This window comes from Pectobacterium nicotianae, from assembly GCF_023272715.1.
GTDB lineage: Bacteria > Pseudomonadota > Gammaproteobacteria > Enterobacterales > Enterobacteriaceae > Pectobacterium > Pectobacterium brasiliense.
This window is the reverse complement of sequence record NZ_CP096821.1, coordinates 4167373-4187399: the sequence shown is the minus strand read 5'-3', so window position 1 is coordinate 4187399 and position 20027 is coordinate 4167373. Positions and strand designations below refer to the sequence as shown.

General features: G+C 51.6%; 11 protein-coding genes and 1 tRNA gene. 4 read left to right on the top strand and 8 right to left on the bottom strand.

The features are described 5' to 3' along the window. The first annotated feature begins 7 nt into the window (after window positions 1–7). From glmM to MYB54_RS18570, 3 genes are all read left to right on the top strand, one after another. Complete coding sequence (gene glmM, locus MYB54_RS18580) at window positions 8–1345, top strand: phosphoglucosamine mutase (RefSeq protein ID WP_010302570.1); 1338 nt, start codon at window positions 8–10, stop codon at window positions 1343–1345. Between the two features lie 249 nt (window positions 1346–1594). Beyond that, on the top strand, window positions 1595–1927 hold the full coding sequence (gene secG / locus MYB54_RS18575) for a preprotein translocase subunit SecG (RefSeq protein WP_248721188.1): 333 nt from the start codon (window positions 1595–1597) through the stop codon (window positions 1925–1927). Window positions 1928–1951: 24 nt separating this feature from the next. After that, window positions 1952–2038 (top strand) — tRNA-Leu (locus MYB54_RS18570). A 61-nt stretch (window positions 2039–2099) separates the two neighbouring features. Here the strand turns inward: MYB54_RS18570 and MYB54_RS18565 are convergent. The 8 genes from MYB54_RS18565 to MYB54_RS18530 form a co-directional block, all read right to left on the bottom strand. Beyond that, window positions 2100–3116 carry an NADP-dependent oxidoreductase gene (locus tag MYB54_RS18565; protein ID WP_039496870.1) on the bottom strand — a complete coding sequence of 339 codons (1017 nt, stop codon included), beginning with the start codon at window positions 3114–3116 and terminating at the stop codon, window positions 2100–2102. Between the two features lie 52 nt (window positions 3117–3168). Next, window positions 3169–3795, bottom strand: a complete 627-nt coding sequence (locus MYB54_RS18560) for a hypothetical protein (RefSeq protein WP_205564171.1) — start codon at window positions 3793–3795, stop codon at window positions 3169–3171. A 64-nt stretch (window positions 3796–3859) separates the two neighbouring features. Then, entirely contained in the window at window positions 3860–7933 is a 4074-nt protein-coding gene (locus MYB54_RS18555) for a non-ribosomal peptide synthetase (RefSeq protein ID WP_248721187.1), read from the bottom strand. Between the two features lie 77 nt (window positions 7934–8010). Next, window positions 8011–13512, bottom strand: coding sequence for a type I polyketide synthase (locus tag MYB54_RS18550; protein WP_248721186.1), 5502 nt, complete (start codon window positions 13510–13512; stop codon window positions 8011–8013). A 141-nt stretch (window positions 13513–13653) separates the two neighbouring features. Continuing rightward, window positions 13654–13926 carry a hypothetical protein gene (locus tag MYB54_RS18545; protein ID WP_227527678.1) on the bottom strand — a complete coding sequence of 91 codons (273 nt, stop codon included), beginning with the start codon at window positions 13924–13926 and terminating at the stop codon, window positions 13654–13656. A gap of 99 nt (window positions 13927–14025) precedes the next feature. Next, window positions 14026–14298, bottom strand: a complete 273-nt coding sequence (locus tag MYB54_RS18540; RefSeq protein WP_010279676.1) for a phosphopantetheine-binding protein — start codon at window positions 14296–14298, stop codon at window positions 14026–14028. A gap of 10 nt (window positions 14299–14308) precedes the next feature. Next, a complete protein-coding gene (locus MYB54_RS18535) occupies window positions 14309–15820 on the bottom strand; it encodes an amino acid adenylation domain-containing protein (RefSeq protein WP_248721185.1) in 1512 nt (503 codons plus the stop codon). 131 nt (window positions 15821–15951) lie between these two features. Continuing rightward, window positions 15952–16581 carry a DUF2589 domain-containing protein gene (locus tag MYB54_RS18530; RefSeq protein ID WP_039312967.1) on the bottom strand — a complete coding sequence of 210 codons (630 nt, stop codon included), beginning with the start codon at window positions 16579–16581 and terminating at the stop codon, window positions 15952–15954. Window positions 16582–16905: 324 nt separating this feature from the next. Here MYB54_RS18530 and MYB54_RS18525 point away from each other — a divergent pair, with 324 nt between their 5' ends. Then, window positions 16906–20004, top strand: a complete 3099-nt coding sequence (locus MYB54_RS18525) for a non-ribosomal peptide synthetase (protein WP_248721184.1) — start codon at window positions 16906–16908, stop codon at window positions 20002–20004. Window positions 20005–20027 lie beyond the last annotated feature (23 nt).

Sequence of the window (20027 nt, the reverse complement as noted above, 5' to 3'; positions counted from 1 at the left end):
AAACGAGATGAGTAACCGCAAATATTTTGGTACCGATGGCGTACGTGGCAAGGTTGGTGATACGCCGATTACCCCTGATTTTGTGCTTAAACTGGGTTGGGCCGCAGGGAAAGTTCTCGCGCGGCATGGTTCTCGTAAGATTATCATCGGCAAAGATACCCGTATTTCTGGCTATATGCTGGAGTCTGCGCTGGAAGCCGGGCTGGCAGCTGCGGGTTTGTCGGCTTCTTTTACCGGTCCAATGCCTACGCCTGCGGTTGCTTATCTAACCCGTACGTTCCGTGCTGAAGCGGGTATCGTGATTTCTGCTTCTCACAACCCGTATTACGACAACGGTATTAAATTCTTCTCCATTGACGGCACCAAGCTGCCGGATGACGTAGAAGAAGCGATCGAGGCTGAGCTGGAAAAGCCGCTGACGTGTGTTGAGTCGGCTGAATTAGGCAAAGCCAGCCGCATTGTTGACGCAGCTGGACGCTACATCGAATTTTGTAAGGGAACGTTCCCGAGCGAACTGAGCCTTAACGGTTTAAAGATTGTCGTCGATTGTGCCAATGGCGCTACCTATCATATCGCCCCTAGCGTATTGCGCGAGCTTGGCGCTAAAGTCATCGCCATTGGCTGTGAGCCTGATGGGATGAACATCAATGAAGAATGCGGGGCGACGGACGTCAGACAGCTACAGGCACGCGTACTGGCTGAGAAAGCGGACGTTGGGCTGGCGTTTGACGGCGATGGCGATCGGCTCATCATGGTCGACCATTTAGGTAACAAGGTTGATGGTGACCAGATCCTGTATATCATCGCCCGCGAAGGTCTACGCCAGGGGCAACTGCGCGGTGGCGCGGTGGGTACGCTGATGAGTAACATGGGGCTTGAGGTGGCGTTAAAGCAGCTGGGTATCCCGTTTGCTCGTGCCAAAGTGGGCGACCGCTATGTATTAGAAATGATGCAGGCAAAAGGGTGGCGCATCGGGGCAGAAAACTCCGGCCATGTGATCCTGCTGGACAAAACCACGACGGGTGACGGTGTGATTGCCGGTTTGCAAGTCCTTACCGCGATAGTGAAAAACCATATGAGCCTGCATGATTTATGCAGCGGTATGAAGCTGTTTCCACAGATTCTGGTCAATGTGCGGTTTACAGGCGAACACGATCCGCTGGAAGACAAAAACGTGCAGCAGATTACGCAGGATGTGGAAAAAGAATTGGCCGGACGCGGGCGGGTATTGCTGCGTAAATCCGGTACTGAGCCACTCATTCGCGTTATGGTTGAGGGTGAACACGAAGAGACGGTCATCGCGTTGGCGAATCGTATTGCCGATGCGGTAAAAGCCGCTGGCTGAGGGCGTTTTTGATTCGCCAATCAGGGAGATAAGGCTTTCGATAGGTCTCTTGCGTCGAAAGCCGCTGTTTTTTTCTGCAATCAGCCTGTGGTGACCAAATTACCCTTGCGTACGCTACATCCTTTGGTTAGTATTCAGACCCGCTTGATAAGGGATGTTCTACATCCTGCTTCGCGGAATGACACGCGGTTTACCGCCAGAATATAGCATCTCCATGAATCATGGGGAAAACGGTTAACGGGTACGACTATGTACGAAGCTCTATTAGTAATTTTCCTGTTAGTATCGATCGGGCTGGTTGCCTTGATCATGCTGCAGCAGGGTAAAGGTGCTGATATGGGAGCGTCGTTCGGAGCAGGTGCTTCTGCCACTTTGTTCGGTTCGAGCGGCTCTGGTAATTTCATGACCCGCATGACGGCGATACTGGCGACCCTGTTCTTCATTATCAGTCTCATTCTGGGCAACTTAAGTTCGCTGCAGAAAAGAGGCGGTGCATGGGATAACCTGAGCCAGCCAGAAAAAGCCGAGCAGACGACAACGCCTGCTACGCCTTCAACGCCGGCGAGTGACATTCCGAAGTAAGCGTTTTAAAGCAGTAATTGTGATGCCGTGGTGGTGGAATTGGTAGACACGCTACCTTGAGGTGGTAGTGCCCGATTGGGCTTACGGGTTCAAGTCCCGTCCTCGGTACCAACATAAAAAATAGACGTCAATCGACGTCTATTTTTTTGTCTTTAATTTACGTCCCAACGCCTTACAGGCGCACCAGCTGCTTGCCAAAGTGTTTGCTGTCTAATAAGTCGATAAAGGCTTGAGGCGCATTCTCTATTCCCTCAATAATGTTCTCTCGATATTTTAACTGCCCTTTCTCCACGGCATCCAATAGCCAGATATTTGCTTCCGCATAGTCTTTAAACCATTCCGTCACAAGAAAAAAGCGGCTTAGCGGGGCGTCGGGCAGAGAAGAGAAAAATGCTACCGTGCTGGATGCGTCAACGTCAGGATCCTGATTGTATTGTGCCGCACTGCCACAGACGGGGACTCTTGCGCCTTCGTTAAGCAGTTTGGCAACAAAAAGTGAAATCCTGCCGCCAACGTTTTCAAAATAGATATCAATTCCGTCAGGGCAGGCGGCCCGCAAGGCGTGATTTAAGTCATCTTCTTTATAGTTAACACAAGCATCAAAGCCTAATGTCTCAACGACATAGCGACATTTCTCTTCGCTTCCTGCCAGACCGACAACCCGGCATCCAGCCTGTTTACCTAACTGACCGACGACGGAACCTACGCCCCCTGATGCGGCGGATACCACCAGCGTTTCTCCCGCTTTAGGTTTGGCAATTTTGTTCATGCCAAAATAAGCGGAACGTCCCGGTGTGCCTACCACGCCGAGAAAAATAGAGGGTGACAGAGCCGTTGGCGGCAGGCGATGCGTAATAAAATCCTGAGGCGTGCCGACATAGTATTTCTGCCAGCCTGAAAAGGTGAACACGCAATCTCCAACCTTAAAGTGTGGGTTCTTCGTTGCCACGACGTAGCCTACCGTTTCACCTTGAATCACTTCCCCCTGTTTGATTGGGCTCACATAGGCTGTGTTCTTGTTAAGCCGTGGGCGTGTATAAAGGTCAATGGATAGCCATTTGTTTTCAACCAGATATTCGCCGGGCTGTAGTGCATTGATATGGCGTTCTTCGAGCCTGAAATCCTCTAACTGTGCGGGGCCATCAGGATGACGATTCAGTACAATCAGCTTGTTTTCTAACGGGTTCATAATATTCCCTATATTTAGCATTCATGATGTTATGCACTACCTGCAGCGCTGATCAGGCAGCGTTATCGTGTGCGAGTGAGGACCAGCGATACTTTGGCCATCGGAAACTGAAGATCACCAGCAGTAGCGTAAGAGGCCATCCGCTGATGAGGACAAGCGTATCCATCGGCAAACCAGGCTGGCGGGAAAGGAGGTAGATAATGATGGCTTTCACCAGGTAAACCAGAATCCAGACCAGTGATACCTCGTTCCAGACGCGGACGTACTGCGGTGTGCCATAAACGGGGAGTGTCTTCAGCGCTGGCGTGGCTTGTTCCGCCAATGTTTGTATGACCGGATGCCCCTTGATGCTGTAAATGGTAAAAATAATCACGGTTGAAATTGCGCCGCTGACCGACAAAAAGACGCTCTCTTGATGGATATCGAACAAGATGACGCCTTCCAGATAAAGGTAGTGGCTAAGCCCCGATACCAAGATGAGAGCAATGATTGGCAGGTAACCTTGCCAACGGCTGATGAGTTGCAGTACACCGGAATAGATCGCGGTTATTAACAGCGCGACGCCAGCCCCCCATTGTAAAAATGCGATGTTATACATAACGACCGGTATGATGATGGTCAGAAGCGCATCGCGCGATACCAGATATCGCCAAACGGTTAACGACGGGGGATGGCCCATGTTTTCTCCTCACTTACGTCATAAAGTCGCCGTTCTGCGTTTGAAACCGCAGACGGCGAATGTGTTATTGCCATACTTTTTTGAGCTGTTCGGCTATGCGGGAAATGTGCGGTGCGTTCATCATTGAGATATGATCGCCGGACGTCGGCAGTACCGTCAGGCAACCTGAAGTGAGGCGACGCCACCCCAGCCCCGACTCTGGCAGGCGGATACGGCCGGGTAAAATATCTTCTGCCTCGACGACCAGCACATCACCTGAGTAGATCTCGCCACGGTAAGCGTCCGTCGCATAGATATGGGTTTGCAGGATGTTGATAAAGTCCTGAAATTCTCCAGGCCCAATCGACTCAGGCACCAGTCCCACACGTTTAAATTCGGCCAGAAAGCGCGACGTTCGTTGCGCATTGCTCATGTCTGCAAGCGACTGTTCCGAAAGATCGAAAGATGCACCGGTAAACAAAGCCACTTTATGCGCAAAATACGCCAGACGCTCCGCCTCGTTCATGTCTGCTGAGCCATCAATGTTGATCTCTGGAGCAGGCTGGTCCAACACTAACACCGTCGGTGTTATGCCTTTTTTCGCGAGCTGCTGCGCCATTTCAAAAGCGATAGTTGCACCGAGAGACCATCCTCCGAGTACCAGACGGGAGTGATGAACGATGTCGCCAGCTTCTGAGAGATAGAAAGCGGCAAGCGCTTTGATATCGGCGTTATAAGGCTGGTTAATGCTGAAATCGGGTACCTGAATGCCATAGATCGGATAGCGCTCGCCCAATTCACGCGCCAGCCCGGAATAACACAGCACGTTACCGCCAGCGGGATGGATCAGAAGCAAAGTAGGGTTATCTTCAGGCTGCCCACGATTGATCGTTACCCTTGCGGCTTGAGTCTGCGATCCCTTGTCTTCAATCACGCGGGCCAACTCGGCAATGCTGCTGTTTTCGAACAACTGCCCCAGAGACAGGGATGTCCCAAAGTGCTGATTAACGCTCAGGATGAGCTTTAATGCGCTGAGAGAATTCCCACCAAGGGTAAAGAAGCTCTCCTGCGTATCAATCGTCTCGCTTTGTAAAATGTCGCGATAAATTTCATGCAGGTCGTGTTCACGCTGATTTTCCGGGGCATGGAATGCTACGCGCTTTTCTACTGAGGGTTGGGGTAACGCGGCATAATTTATCTTACCGCTGGCGGTTAATGGCATCGTGTCTAGCCATACCCAGCGTTCTGGCTGCATATAGTCTGGCAGTTTTTTTTGCAGCGCCGTTTTCACTGTGGCCTGACTGGGTTCATCAATGCCGCACAAGTACGCGGTTAAGACAGTTTCGCCGTGGGGCAGCGTGTTTTGTTTAATAGCAACGTGGGTCGCATTAGCAACCTGTTGTAATGCCTGTTCGATCTCCGTCAGCTCAACACGGTAGCCGCGCACTTTAACCTGACGATCCAAACGCCCCATAAATTCAAGATTGCCATCAGGCAGGAAACGGCCTTTGTCACCGCTGCGATAAAGCCGCTCGCCCTCAAGGTAAGGGTGAGGAATAAAGCGTGCGTTATTTTGATCTGGCAGGCCGATGTACCCTTCTGCGACATGCGAACCGCCCAGATAAATTTCCCCTGGTAATCCAGCCGGAACGAGCTGGTGATAAGGATCGAGCAGCAGAACATGGCTATCAGACAGAGGTTTACCGATAGGCAAATAGTCGCCTGAAAGAAGACTGAGATCGTCCGGCACCGGATAGGTGGTGACGCCGACGGTGCATTCGGTTGGCCCATAATGATTGAGGATGCGGCAAGACGTTCGGAACTCGCGTATACGCTTGATGAGTGACAGAGGAACGCGTTCTCCGCCGATAACCAATAACTGGCGAGGCAACAACGCTTCAGCCTGCGGTGACGTCAATAACGTCGCTAAATGCGACGGCGTAATCTTTATGCAATCGACCGGGTATTGCGCCAGATAAGCGAACAGCTCCTGTGGGGAGCGGAGTAATTCCGTGCTGATCACGTCTAACTGACCCTGATGAATCAGCGCGGGGAACAGTACCGTGTGTGCCAAATCGGTGGTGAAGGATGAAAACATGCCGTAGCGGGCATCGTGCGGCAGGTTGAGCACGGGCCGAATGGCCTGACAGTAGTGGCTAAGCTGCGAGTGTTTGACACGAACGCCTTTCGGTTTGCCGGTACTGCCCGAGGTATAAATGATGTAAGCCGGACCATCCGTAGCCTGTGGCTGCGATGGGTTGCTTACCGGCATCATGCTGCGATTTTGTCTGACGTAGAGGCAGGGGAGCCCGTTACCGGGTGCCTGTTCGTCGATGATGACACAGCGGGCGGTGGAATTTTGCAGGATGAACTCAACCTGTTGTTCAGGGAGATCGATATCGATGGGAACATAGCATCCGCCTGCTTTTAACACGGCCAGAATCGCGACGACGTAATACTCGCTTTTCGGCATGAACAGCGCGACACACTCGCCATGAGCAATGCCGTCTTTCTGGAGCTGATGAGCCAGCTGGTTTGCCCGTTCATTGAGCTGAGCATAGCTGAACGTGCGGCCTTCACAGCGAACCGCGATGGCATCGGGATGTTGCTGTGCCTGTTGTTCAAACTGCTGATGAACCGCTGGCGGGAATGTGTTAGCGGTCGGGCGGCATTGTGCGATTGTCGCGCGGCGTTCTTCGTGGCTTAACAGTGAGATATCCCGAACGGTTAACTGCGGCTGGGTGATTAAGGTTTCAAGAACGGTCCGCAGATCGTGCAGCATGCGCTGGATGGTGCTGCTGGAAAATAATGCGCTGCTGTAGTTCATGGTGAACAGCAGGCCGTCGCTATCCTTGTCTTCTTCTACCCATAAATTCAGATCCAGTTTTGCGGTGCCGTAATCCACTTTTAACGGCTTATATTTGAACCCGCCATGGCTGCTGTGAAAATGGGGGAAGACCTGATACGTCAAGATTGCCTGAAAGATGGGATTGATCTGGGGATTACGCACATAGGTAATCTCGTCCAGAATATAATTGAACGGCACATCCTGGTATCTCAAGGTTTCTTCACACTCGGCGCGCGCGCCCTCAATCAGGGAGGCGACACTGGCATGAGGATCGATATCAAAACGTAATGGCAGGGTATTCATGAATAGCCCCATCATGTTTTGCGTGGCAGGTAAATTTCGGTTGGCAAACGGTGCGCCGATGATGATTTCCTGCTGCCCGCTGTATTTATGCAGCAGGAGCTGGTATGCCGTGAGGATAACGTGGAATTGTGTCGCCTGATGCTGTGTCGCACAGGTTTGTAAGCGTTGGCAGAAAGCCGCATCAAAGAACTGGCTGGCGATTCCCCCAGTGGTGCTCATTTTGGCTGGACGTGGGTAATCCGTCGCCAGATCTAACTGCCCTGTGATGCCATCCAGCTTCTTCGCCCAGTAGGCCAGCCCGGTCTGGTATTGGCCCTCGGTATACCACCGATCTTCCGCCAGTGCATAATCGGTGAACTGGAGCGTTTTTTCGCTGGGTAATGTCCCGCCCTGTAGCAGACGAAAGTAGTTTTCCATGAGCATCTTGAAGAACACATTGACCGTCCACCCGTCGGAAATAATATGATGGAATGTCAGGAACAGCACATAGTCATATTGATGGGTTTTGACCATATGGAGATAAACCAAGGGGCCATTCTCCAGATCAAAAACAATATTCCCTTTCGCCTTGGCCGTCTCCGAGACATATTTTTCAATGTCCTCTTCGCTGAATGCGGAGATATCTTCAAAGCTGAACGTGAAAGACATGTCGTCAGCAACGCACTGGCACACGTCGTTATCGACCAACCGGAATGTCGTACGCAGAATGTCATGTTGTTGCATCAGATAGTCGAGCGTTTGCTGTACTCGCTGCGGCTCCATGTCGTGCTCGATCCTGCAGGCAAGCACATAGGGATTATTGTAGACCTGACTATCGTCAAGATATTGGGAGAGCATCCAGATGCGCTTTTGCGCGCTGGTCATGGGGAAATGTACTCTGCCGGGTGTCGCGTGCGGAACAATGGCTTTGCCTGAGGCTGCGTTGCCTGTTTTCTTCTTTTCTCTTGCCAGCTTTTTGAGTTCATCCAGGCTAAGCGAAGTCAGTTTTGCGGTGGGAAGCTGCGTCATTATCGAGTCTCATTTTGTGACATTCGGTTTTACATTAGCGGCCGCCTTCGAGATGCATACTGAAGGCGGCCGTTCCCTTATTCCTGCAATAAGGCTTCCAGCTCGGTAAGGATCAGCGTTGCTAACCCTTTCACGGTCTGGTTCTGGTAAAACAGATCAACGCGAATATCGATTTCAAATATGCCGGAAACGGTAGAAACGACCTGTACTGCCAGCAGCGAGTTACCGCCCAGTTCAGTAAAGCTGTCGTTAACCCCGATCCCCGAGATCCCCAGAATGGACTGCCAGACTTTGACGATCTCCTTCTCGATATCGTTTTCTGGCGCAACGTAATCCACTGAGAGGGCCGGTCGGGCATACCCTTCCGTTGCTTCGCTATCCTGCAAGATGAATTCCGGCGTTTCCTGTTCAGGAATTGACTCATAAATGAGCTGATCCAGATCGCTGGTGACGACGACTAACTGTTCAAATTCCAGATGTGCGAGCTGGCGTTTTATTGCATCCAGCCCTTCTGGCAACAGAATGTCTTTATCTGCCAGATTCACTTTTACTGCTGCTGTAGCTGCCGCTGATGTGTTTTCTGACGTAGCAAGCTGATTGCCCATCGTCATCTTCATCAACGTGTAGTTTTCCAGGATCAGCAGTGGAACGCCCTCTGGTGAAAGGAACGTGATATCCATGACGATGGCGTTATCCTGCGGCTGATAAGCCTGCTTGAGCCTGGCGTGGACGTAGCACTCTTGCCCCAGTGGCGATAAGAAGGTCATCTTGCCATAGCTGATAGGCAGGAAATTCTCCTGTGTAATCAATGACAGGCAGGAGATGGCTGTAGCATCAATCACTGCGGGATGGTACGAGTAGCGGGTAAGATCGTGCGTATACTCGCTTCCCAGCACTTTGTGGATCAGCCATTCGTTATGGCCCTGAACAATCTCGCGGTGGTTGTTCCAGCGCTGGCTAAACGACAGGAAATTCTCGCCCGTGTTGGCATTACCCAGCTCGGTGATAAACGGCGCGTAGGGAACCTGCGTGGTGCAGCGCTGTTTGATGGCGTCAATCGATTGTGGCGTGAGGTCAGCCGTTGGAGCGCCGTGGCCTATGCTTCCGAACGCGTGTTCTTGCCATGCCAGCTCAAGCACGCCCCGAGTCTTGAGGCTGAACTTATAGCCTTTCCCCTCTGGCGTGGTGAATAGCCTCATCTGACGCGGCCAGGCATCGGTATAGATCACCGGCTTGGTCAGCATCAGGTTCTTGACCTGAAGGCTTTCCTGAGGCTTAAAGCACGTCATGAATTCATGCAGTAGCGATAAGATTGTCGCCCCGACCAGTGAAGGTTGTTTCGCAAGGCGGTGCTCATCGATAACCCAGTCCTGCGTGGTGAGATTGACCTGATAGCTTTCCTGCGTGCCTTCACGTTCCAGGTGCGTCAGCAGGTCGCCTTTGGTTTCCTCAACGGCAGCCAGCTTGCTGTTTTTCTTCTCCTGCAGCTGTTTGCCCCAACGGACGGCCATTCCCACATCGCCCCATTTTCCCCAGTTCAGCGAGACGGTGCGCCCACGACGATGCTGGTTGCGATAATGCGCAAAGGCATCCATAAACGCGTTACCCGAGCAGTAATCGATGCGGGCTTCGTCACCGACAATGGAGGTAATAGAAGAGAATAAAATAAAGAAGTCAGGCTGTTTGTCCTGCAGCAGCTCATCTAGAATGAGCGATCCTGCCACTTTGGGATCGAGCACGTTGGCGCAATCGGCGTCATTCTTCAGCGCAATGATACCGCCGCCAGCCACGCCTGCCGTATGGAACACGCCATCGACCTGCGGGAACGCGGATAGCATCTCGCGCATACCGTGATAGTCATTCACGTCGACCTGTGCCAGATGTATCGTGTTGCCACGGGCCTCCAGACGTAAAATGCTCGCCAGTTTTTCACTGATAGGATCGTCAACCGGATGCTGTTGGATCCAGGCTTGCCACTCTTCACGCGGCGGTAACGCTGCGCGGTAAGTCAGGATGATCGCCGCATTACTGTTTTCAGACAGGTGGTTGGCGAGCAGTATCCCCAATCCGCCGAGGCCACCAGTGATGAGGTAGACGCCGTCGTCTTTCAATTCCGCAGGTAAACCGAGGGCATCCTGCTTCAGATGCACGGCCTGATAACTTTCTTCCCAGCGCTGGTTTCCGCGGTAAGCCACCAGATTGCCGTGTGTGGCGATATGGCTTTCTGCAATCAGGCTGTGGGCAAACTCATCAAGCTGTTCGGCGTTTTGTTTAAGATCGATATCCACCAGATGGCATTGCACTTCAGGATATTCGTGATAGAACACGCGCGAAGGCCCAACCAGTAACGCATTCTCTGGTGACGCGATGCGCTCACCCATCACGCTGAACGTGTTGCTGGTGGCGAAGGTCACATGCAGATCGTCCAGCAAATTCTCGTTCACCAGCGCCTGCTGAAGATAGAGGGCAGGGTAGAACGTGTTCAGCGGTGAGGAGAGATAAGTGTGGTCAAGCGGCTGGACCTGTTCCGCTGCCGTCAGGTTCCATAAATACAGGATACGTGATGGGCGTAATCCTTGTTCTGTCAGGCTTTTCAGCAGCCGGACATAGTCGGCACGCGAGGATGCATCGAGGGTGTATCGGCCTTCGGAAAGCGCTTCCTGATACTGCGTTCCCGGGCTGACGAAAAAGACCTTATGCCCGTCCTTTTCCAGCAGTTGTTTCGCACGTTCGGCGATACCCAGCGTATCCGTCAGCAGCAGCCAGCAGGTGTTCTCGGCTTCAACGCGTTTGCCCGCCATATATTTCGCCGGAATGGTTTTCTTCCAGGTCGGCATATAAAACCAATCGCCGATGTCCGCCTGTTTCCGCTTTTTAGCCTTAACGGATTGCTCACTCTGCATGTCATTACTGGTTGACGACAGGGCTGGCAGGGCGAAGCGTTTACGCTCGAAAGGGTAGCCCGGCAGCGGGATACGGCGACGGTGCTGCTCTGGATGATGCTGATGCCAGGGAACGTTTACGCCGCTTGCCCAGAGCGCACCGAGCGTCGACAGGAGATGCTCGCCGGATAAGGCCACGTCTTTCGCCGTTGGCAGGGAGGCATAAATCAACGCGCCGTCTTCTGCGCTGAAATGCTGCTTGGCGGACGATTCCAGCGAACGTCCCGGTCCGACTTCAAGGAACACGAAATCGTGATGTTCTTCAGCCATCAACGTTTTGAAGGCGTGAGAGAACAGCACCGGATTACGTACGTGACGCACCCAGTAGTCGCTGTTCTTCGCCAGCGCTTCCGTCACCCATTCGCCGTTAACGGTAGAAACAAATGGGATCTGCGGCGCGTGCAGCGTGATGCTATCAATGACCTTTTTGAAGGCAGGCAGCATGGGTTCCATCATGTGCGAGTGGAAAGCATGCGAAGTATCCAGATGTTTGCAGAAGATATTGCTGTCTTCCAACTGCTGTTGGAAACGCGCGACATCGTTTGAAGCGCCGGCGATGACGCATAATCCAGGGTAGTTAACCGCCGCAATTTCCAGTTTGCTACCGTGAAGTTTAGCCTTCAGGCTCTCTTCATCGAGCAGGACGGCAAGCATATCTCCTGCGGGTAATGCCTGTACCATCTTGCCCCGCATCGCGACGGCTTTCAGTGCATCTTCCAGTGAGAACACGCCGGACAGGCAGGCTGCCACGTATTCCCCCACGCTGTGACCGATCATGACATCCGGCTGAATGCCCCATGACATCCACAATTTTGCCAGACTGTACTCGATCACGAACAGGGACGGCTGGGTAAACTGGGTTTCATTGATGCGGGACTCGGCGATATTATCGCCGTCCTGAAAGATAATCGACGTCAGATTGACGTCCAGAATTGGCTCCAGATAGTCACAGCATTGATCCAGGCTCGCGCGGAAAACATCGTAGGTGTCGTACAGTTCACGCGCCATATTGACGTACTGATTGCCCTGTCCCGGGAACATAAACACGACGGATTTTTGGTTTTTTCCCTGCTGCGTCACCACCAGTGAAGGCTGATCCAGCTTGGCCAGCAGTGAATCGCGATCCTTCCCGATAATAGCCGTGCTGTGAGAGAACTTTTGTCTCCCAACCTGCAAGGTGTAGGCGATATCTGCCAGATTGGCATCGTCATGCGCATTGAGATAGTCACGCAGGCGATGTTTCATGTCTTCCAGCGCCGTGCGGCTTTTCGCGGAGAAAGGCAAAACCAGCAGGCTGTTGTCATGGGTATCGCCCGCTTTTAGCGACGGTGCGGCTTCCAGAATGACACAGGCATTGGTGCCACCGACGCCAAAAGAGTTCACCAGCGCACGATGCGGTGTTTCTGACGGTTCCAGCTCACTGAGTTCGGTGTTCATGATGAACGGGCTGGTTTCAAATTCAATGTTAGGGTTTGGCGATTCGAAATGGAGCGAGGCTGGCAGTTTGCCGGTTTCCAGCGCCAGTGACGCTTTGATGAGGCTGGCCATGCCTGACGCCGCGTCCGTATGGCCGATGTTGGTTTTCACCGATCCCAGACGGCAATATTGGGTTTTATCCGTGTATTCCTGAAACGTCTGTGTGAGCGAGGTGAATTCGATGGGATCGCCCAGCGCCGTCGCGGTGCCGTGAGCTTCAACAAAGTTGATCGTGGCGGGATCGAGTTGCGCATTGGCGATCGCCTGTTTGGCAACGGCGATTTGCCCGTCGATGCTCGGTGCGGTAAAACCGGCTTTCAGGTTACCGTCGTTATTCACTGCGCCGCCTTTCAGTACGGCATAAATATGGTCGCCGTCGCGTACGGCGTCATTCAGTCGTTTCAGTAATACGACGCCAGCACCGCGACTGAACACTGTGCCGTTGGCTCGCGAGTCGAAGGCATAGCAGCGGCCATCAGCGGATTCCATGCCGCCTTGCATGTAGGGGTAACCCCGGCGTTCTGGCGTGTCCACGGAAACACCACCCGCGACGATCAGATCGCTTTCCCCGTTCAGCAGGCTGTTCATACCCATCACGACGGCGACCATCGCGGTTGAACAGGCGGTCTGTACGTTAACGCTCGGCCCTTTGAGGTTGAGCTTGTAAGACACTCGGGTCGTTACGTAGTCTTTATCATTGTTGGTGACAACCGACGCACCGCTGGCGTACTTCTGCACTTCAGGATGGGCATTCACTTTACTCAAATGCCAGGCGGTTCCTGTTCCGCCGAATATGCCCACTTTTCCAGGGTAGGTGGCAGGGACGTAGCCAGCATCTTCAAACGCGTGCCAGCAGCATTCCAAAAAGACACGATGCTGTGGATCCATAATTTCGGCATCGCGGGGCGTAATATCAAAAAAATTAGCGTCAAAGTGCTGTGCGTTACCCAGAATCCCCCGACGGCGAATATAGTTGGGCGAGGCGATCATCTCTTCTTCAATGCCTGACTCCCTCAGTTCTTCTTCACTGAATGTGCTGATCGTCTCCACGCCGTCCAACAGGTTTTGCCAAAATATTGCGGTATCTTCTGCACCGGGAAAGCGAGCCGACATTCCTACAATGGCAATATCCTTATCGCGGAACTGTTCTTGCTGTTTCATTTCATTACCTCACCGTGAATATATTCGCCTCCTATTTCACGGCGCAGGCCGCTAACCTTCTCTCTCCGAATACTATCCAGAGGAAGAAAGGTCGACGTCCTACGCCGTGAATATAGAAGGGACAGCTACATTAAAAGTTAATTACTTTTTGCTACCTGCAAAGCCAGCAGTAACCCGGCTGATGAGGCTTTGCAGGTTAGAGGCCGACGGGTGTTGCAGTGATGCTTTGATTGAAACAGGAATGGCTGGAATAGACTTCGCACGCCAGTATTTCTTGGTGTTAGGAAGAATTTTCTGGCCAATCGCATAGTAGTGAGCGGGCTTGGATGAATTTTGGTGACTCAGAACAAATTTAATTGCCGAAGCCACTTTCGCTTTGACTGCCGAGGCAGCGTTCAATTGATTTGCAGACATGGTATTACCACCTATTATCAGTGAAATAAGGATGATGAAACACATTGCCCATTGTTGGGCGGTTATTCCCCTGGAGTATCAATACGCTTTTTGGCGTAATTACTTCTTGCTGCTTGATTTCCCAGCGTGTACTTCGCTAATACGTTTGCTTAGCATCTGTACCGTTGGGTATTGGAATAAATCAACAATAGAGATAGGTGACTCCATTTTGTTTTTTATTTCGCGATAAACCTTGGACATCAGCAGGGAATTGCCTCCTGCATCGAAGAAGTTCTCTTGAATAGAGACTTTTGGATTATTGAGTACGGTCCGCCAGATAGAAATAATATTTTTCTCTATCTCGGAAGGTAATATTGCTTTGTCGTTTGACATTTTTTCACCATTAGTTATTTACGCAGGAACACAGCTTGGATTTATCAATTTTTCCATTGGGGTGCGTTGGCATTTTTTCCAACGCAACGAAATGAGAGGGCACCATGAAAAAAGGCAGCGTCTTGGCAAGGTGCGCTTTTATCTCTTGAATATCGATGTGCTTTTGATGCCGTAATACATAAAATGCTGAGAGTGATGGCGCTGCGTTTTCCGAGCGCTTGTCGAGAATAACGGCAGCATGGTTAATTTGCGGCAGCGCCTGTATGTGCGTTTCTATTTCCGCCAGCTCAATACGGTGTCCGCGCAATTTAACCTGACTGTCTATTCGGCCAATGAACTCCAGAACGCCATCGACACGCTGCCTAACCCAGTCGCCGGTTTTATACATTTTCTGCCCGGTCTGATGGCTAAACGTGTCATCAACAAATCGCTCCTGCGTCAGCTTTTCCGCATGCAGATAGCCTTTTGCCAGAATATCCCCTGCCAGATAAAGTTCACCGCTTTCTCCCAGTGCGACAGGCTGTTGCGCCTCATCTAATACATAAACGATGGCGTGAGGGATGGGCTTGCCAATCGGAGCAATTTTTTCTTCTGCTCCCGGCTGGCAGAGCCAATGGCAGGCAAAGATTGTTGCCTCTGTCGGGCCGTAGAGATTGTGGATCTTTCCCGGATATTGCAGGGAGAGATCGTTGACCAGCGTTTGATCGAGCGCTTCGCCACCAGAAAAGATATGGCATAGAGAGGTGCAGCGAGATAGCACCTCCGCATCCACAATGACGCGCAGTGCCGTCGGTACGAACTGTGCGACCGTGACCTGATGACGGTGTATAAATTCAGCCAGCAGCTGCGGATCGTACTTGGCATCCTCGGTAATGACCGCACAGCTTGCGCCGGCGATCAGCGGCCAGAAAATTTCCCACACTGAGACATCAAAGCTGAACGTGGACTGGTTAAGGACCACATCGTCGTGCTGTAGCACGAAGGCGCTTTGCATCCACGCCAGATAATTGACCACCGTCCTGTGGCTGACCATGACGCCCTTTGGCGTGCCGGTGGAGCCGGAGGTGTACATCACATAACAAAGCTGTTCTTCACTGACCGAGGGAAGCGTGTGAGTAGCCTGAACGCTCAGATCGATCTGGTTGATGTCAACGATCTCACGATGGCTTGGTGCCAGCGTAAGCGCGTGGGCATTGTCGGTAATGACCAGACGCGCATCGGCATGATTGACCATGTAATCCAGACGCTCGTGTGGATAGTAAGGATCAAGCGGTAAATAGCAGGCTCCGGTTTTCAATACGCCGAGCAGGCTGACGATCAGGTTCGGGCTTTTATTCAAATAAATACCGACAACATCCTTCGGCTTTACGCCCCGCTGCAATAGATCGCTCGCCATTGCGTTTGCCCGCTGATCCAATTGCCGGTAGGTCAACGTTTCTGTATCGCTTCTCAGGGCGATGGCGTCCGGCGTTTGATGCCGCTGCTGTTCAAATAAGGTGTGGAGCACTCTTGCCGATGCCATGGTCTGATCCTCTGGTGATGCCAGGGGTCACGCCGGGCATCCTTTTACGCGTTATGCAGGTACGGCACACATGCACTATGCCGCTGAGTAATTGCCGCTGAGTAATATTGCTGCTGAACAATATGCTTTGATTATGATGACGCTTCTTGTTGCTCCGCAGGTGCTGGTGGTGCGGCGTTTTCCGCTACCTGCGGTGCGCTTTTCTCTGCGGGAATACTGGGTCTGATTGCAGCATCGGTCAGAAAATCGATGACGCGCATGAGCGCTTCAGGCGCGGGTTGACGTTTTACCTGCGTGTGAATGCTGTACTTGGCACGCGTGTCCGTCGCTCGGGTCTGCGCTGACTTGTGTGATACCCGACCGGCCATTTTGACTTTGAATGGCCCCCATCCCAGTGACGCCGCCAGATTGCCGTCTTCTCCGGTATCATCTGATGAAGATTCACTCTGTGTGACTTCAAGCTCGAAATCGATCGTCCCTTCTTCAATAGAAATAATCGGATGGGTAATCGCGGCAATGAGCGGTATGCGCATCGTTTTTGTCACGGCACCTTTTGCGACTCCGCTTTCATCAATAAGCGTTTCGTCGTAGTCGAATTGGATGGCGACCGCTTTATTATTCTGAATGCATACGGATAATAAAAAATCCGTATAGGCTTTGCTGGCTTGGACCTGTGCGTTAATCATTGCTTGTAATGGCCCGCTAATCATATTTTCCAGCGGTAGCGCATTAATAACAGAACCGATAAATTGTGAATCCATCGGAGCCTCCAATTATCTGCGGATAGGGTGTGATGCACTGTCAATAAAAATAGCAAAGGGAAGGGGAAATAATACCCGTCAGGGTACGGGGAGACTTTCGTATTCTGGCATAGTCCTTTTGGGATATAGGCAATACTGTCTTTTATTTGTTAAACCCATACTCAGGCATGCGCGTTATTTCATGTGTCTTTCCTGGTATTAGCATGACGAACCCATCATTACGTGTTCTTATTTTTACAGCATTAAATTTTCACCGCGTGAGATACCGGAAGTCGCGTTATAACCATTCCCGAAAAAAGCATCCTTTTACAATATGGAAGGAAAATGATGAAGAATAGAAAAACGGTCTTTGAAATTATCTCTGAATGGTCACTGAAAAGTCCCGATAAAACGGCGGTGGAATTTAATGGCGACAGGCTGAATTATCAACAACTAGAATCTCAGTCGTGCCGTTTGGCAGATTATTTGTTATCATATTATCCAGATAATAAACGGGGCAGAATTGCCGTTTATCTGGAACCTGGTGTGATGATGCCTGTGGTCTTGCTGGCTATTTTAAAAGCAGGACATACCTATGTTCCGCTCTCGCATTTTCATCCGTCAGAAAGAATTATGCAGATCCTTGATGATTCTTCGACATTTTTACTTATTTCCACGCGAGCGATGTTAAATAAAACGGCTATCGATAAGGTTTTTCCCTCTACGCTGGTAGTAGAGGATATCCATTATCCTGCGTCGCCAGTGACGACGCTGCCACCCGTTTGCGAAAACGATCTTGCTTATATTCTCTATACCTCCGGTTCTACAGGTAAACCAAAAGGGGTGGCCATTGAGCACCGGAACCTGAGTTATTACCTGAACTGGTTTAATGAGGATGTGTGGCCAGAGACCCGTGCGACGCTCCCTCTGACATCGACACTCAGCTTTGCCGCTGCCGTGACACAGCTTTATGCGCCTTTATTGCGCGGCGACACCCTGTTTATTTTGCCTGCTGACAGCTTGAATGAGCCGGAGGTTTTATTACGCTGGCATCAGCAACATCCCGACGGCGCCATTTACTGCGTGCCGACCGTTTGGGATGAGCTGTTGCGCTATCAGGCATCTTCTTCTCACGCGTGGGCATTACCTAAAACGGTTTTTCTCTCCGGCGAGCCTGTCTCTTTTGATTTAAAAGAGCGTACGTTCCAGCAGATTCCTGATGTCAGGCTCTTTAATCTGTATGGCCCGACGGAAACGACGGCCAACTGCTCATTTGCTGAATTAAAGCCGGGGAAAAATGTGACGCTCGGTAAGGCACTGCGTGGCAGCGAAATTATGATCGTGGATGAGAGTCTACGTCCCGTGGCTGAAGGGGAAGAAGGCGAAATTTGTGCATTCGGTGAAGGTGTCGCCCGTGGCTATATTAACCGCGATGAATTAACGCAGCAGCGTTTCTTCACCCATGTTCGAGCCGATAAACGCTCCTGGGGGCACCGTACCGGCGATCTAGGGAAAATGACGCCAGAAGGGGAGATCCTGTATCTGGGACGTATCGATCGCCAGATTAAGATTAATGGCATTCGTATCGAGCCTGAAGAAGTCGAAATTGTGTTACGTCAGCATGGCGATATCGACAAGGCGCTGGTGCGGCCGATTCAGGAAAACGGGCGTCAGCGTCTGGTCGCCTATCTGGTGAGCCGTAACCCGTCGCTTGCCACGAACGATCTGCGCCGCTTCTTGCAGGATAAACTGCCGCGAGCGATGCATCCGTCCCACTTTATTATGCTGGAAACCCTGCCCAAATTGCCTAACGGGAAATTGGATGTGAGCCGGCTTCCAGAGCCTTGTCCGCAGCGCCCTGAGTTGGGATATCCGGTTAAAACCGCAGGTAATGAGCTGGAACAGGAACTGATCGATATCTGGCAAGAGGTGCTTGGCTTTCGTGAACTCGGAGCCAACGATAACTTTTTCGATTTAGGGGGCGATTCGCTTCAGGCGATGAAAGCCCGACTACTGATTAGAAAAAGGCTATTTAGTGAAATTGATTACCCGTTATTTTTCAACAACGCGACGCCCCATCTGCTGGCTTTCATCGTCCCTTACTATGTGAACGATGACGAGCCTGCGTTTAACGAGAACAACGCGGATATCGAGGTACTCGCCCCCTCATCGCAGCAGCGCTATTTTCTGACGCTGGACCAGCTCAGTCCGGAGCCGTCGGCCTATCAATTGGCTTTCCGTCTGACGATAAAGGGCCCACTGGATGAGTCTGCCGTAGAGTGGAGTATTCGGCGTATTCTGGAAGGTAATCCGGTGCTGCGAACCCGCTTCGATCTGGATCGGTTACAGTGCCTTGAAGGGGATTATCCGATCGAGGCGATCCCGATTGAACAGCTGACGGCATTCTCTCCCGATGGGGGAAGGAATACGCTGAGCGACCGACGACTGCTGGAGCTGATCAGTACGCCGGAAATGGATGTAGAGCACTCGCCGCTCATCTGTTTTCATCTGATTTCGCTGACAACACAACGGCATATTCTGCTGGGACGTGTACACCATACGGTATTCGATCATGATGCCATTGGTTTGTTCTTCCATCAGTTTGTTGATTACGTCCGTGCTTATAGCGCCGGCGATCGCAGCTATCGAATAGGCAGTGAAAAACGTTATCTGCACTATCGGCAGCAGCAACGGCGCACCAAAGATCAATGCTATCTGAGAGAGCGGCAGTTCTGGCTGGACAAGATGGAGGATTACCTGGCAGCAGGAGCCGATGCGACGGCATTCCCGCTCAGTGACAGCCTGGACGGAGAAAATTATTGGTGCATTTTGTCAGATACGCTGACGCAGGCGATAAAGCACTATGCCCAACAGCATCGCACGACGCCGTTTGTTTGCATGCTGACCGCTTTTACCCAACTGCTCAAAACGACAAACTATCGTCATGTTCCCATCGGTATTCCGGTGTCGAACCGTATGTTGACGGAAAACGCCACCACAATAGGCTGTTTCGTTAACATGGTGGCTTACTACGATGATGCGCCGGCTCAGGAATCTTTCAGCACGCTTTTGACCCGCAGCCAGAATAAGATCCATGCGATTTTGGACAATCAGACGTTGCCTTATGATGTGTTAATGGCCGATGTCCGGGCTAAAGGATGGTCTGATAAGCTGCGTTTTCCTGTGAGTTTTAACTATCTGACGGCCATGCCGCCAGCCGTACAGATTAATGAAACTGCCTATCAGATTACGGATATTGCTAATCATCAGGCTCGGCTGGATTTAACGCTCTCTGTTTATGACGATGAGGCTCTGGCGCTGTGTTTTAATTATCAGCAGGCGGCTTTTAACGCGGCAGAGATTGCTGCGCTGTCCCATCAGTACCACCAAATTCTGATGGATGTCGTACAGCCAAATACGGCTCTCTTGTGCAGTAACCTGTAGAGAACGCTAACGAAGGTGTCCCG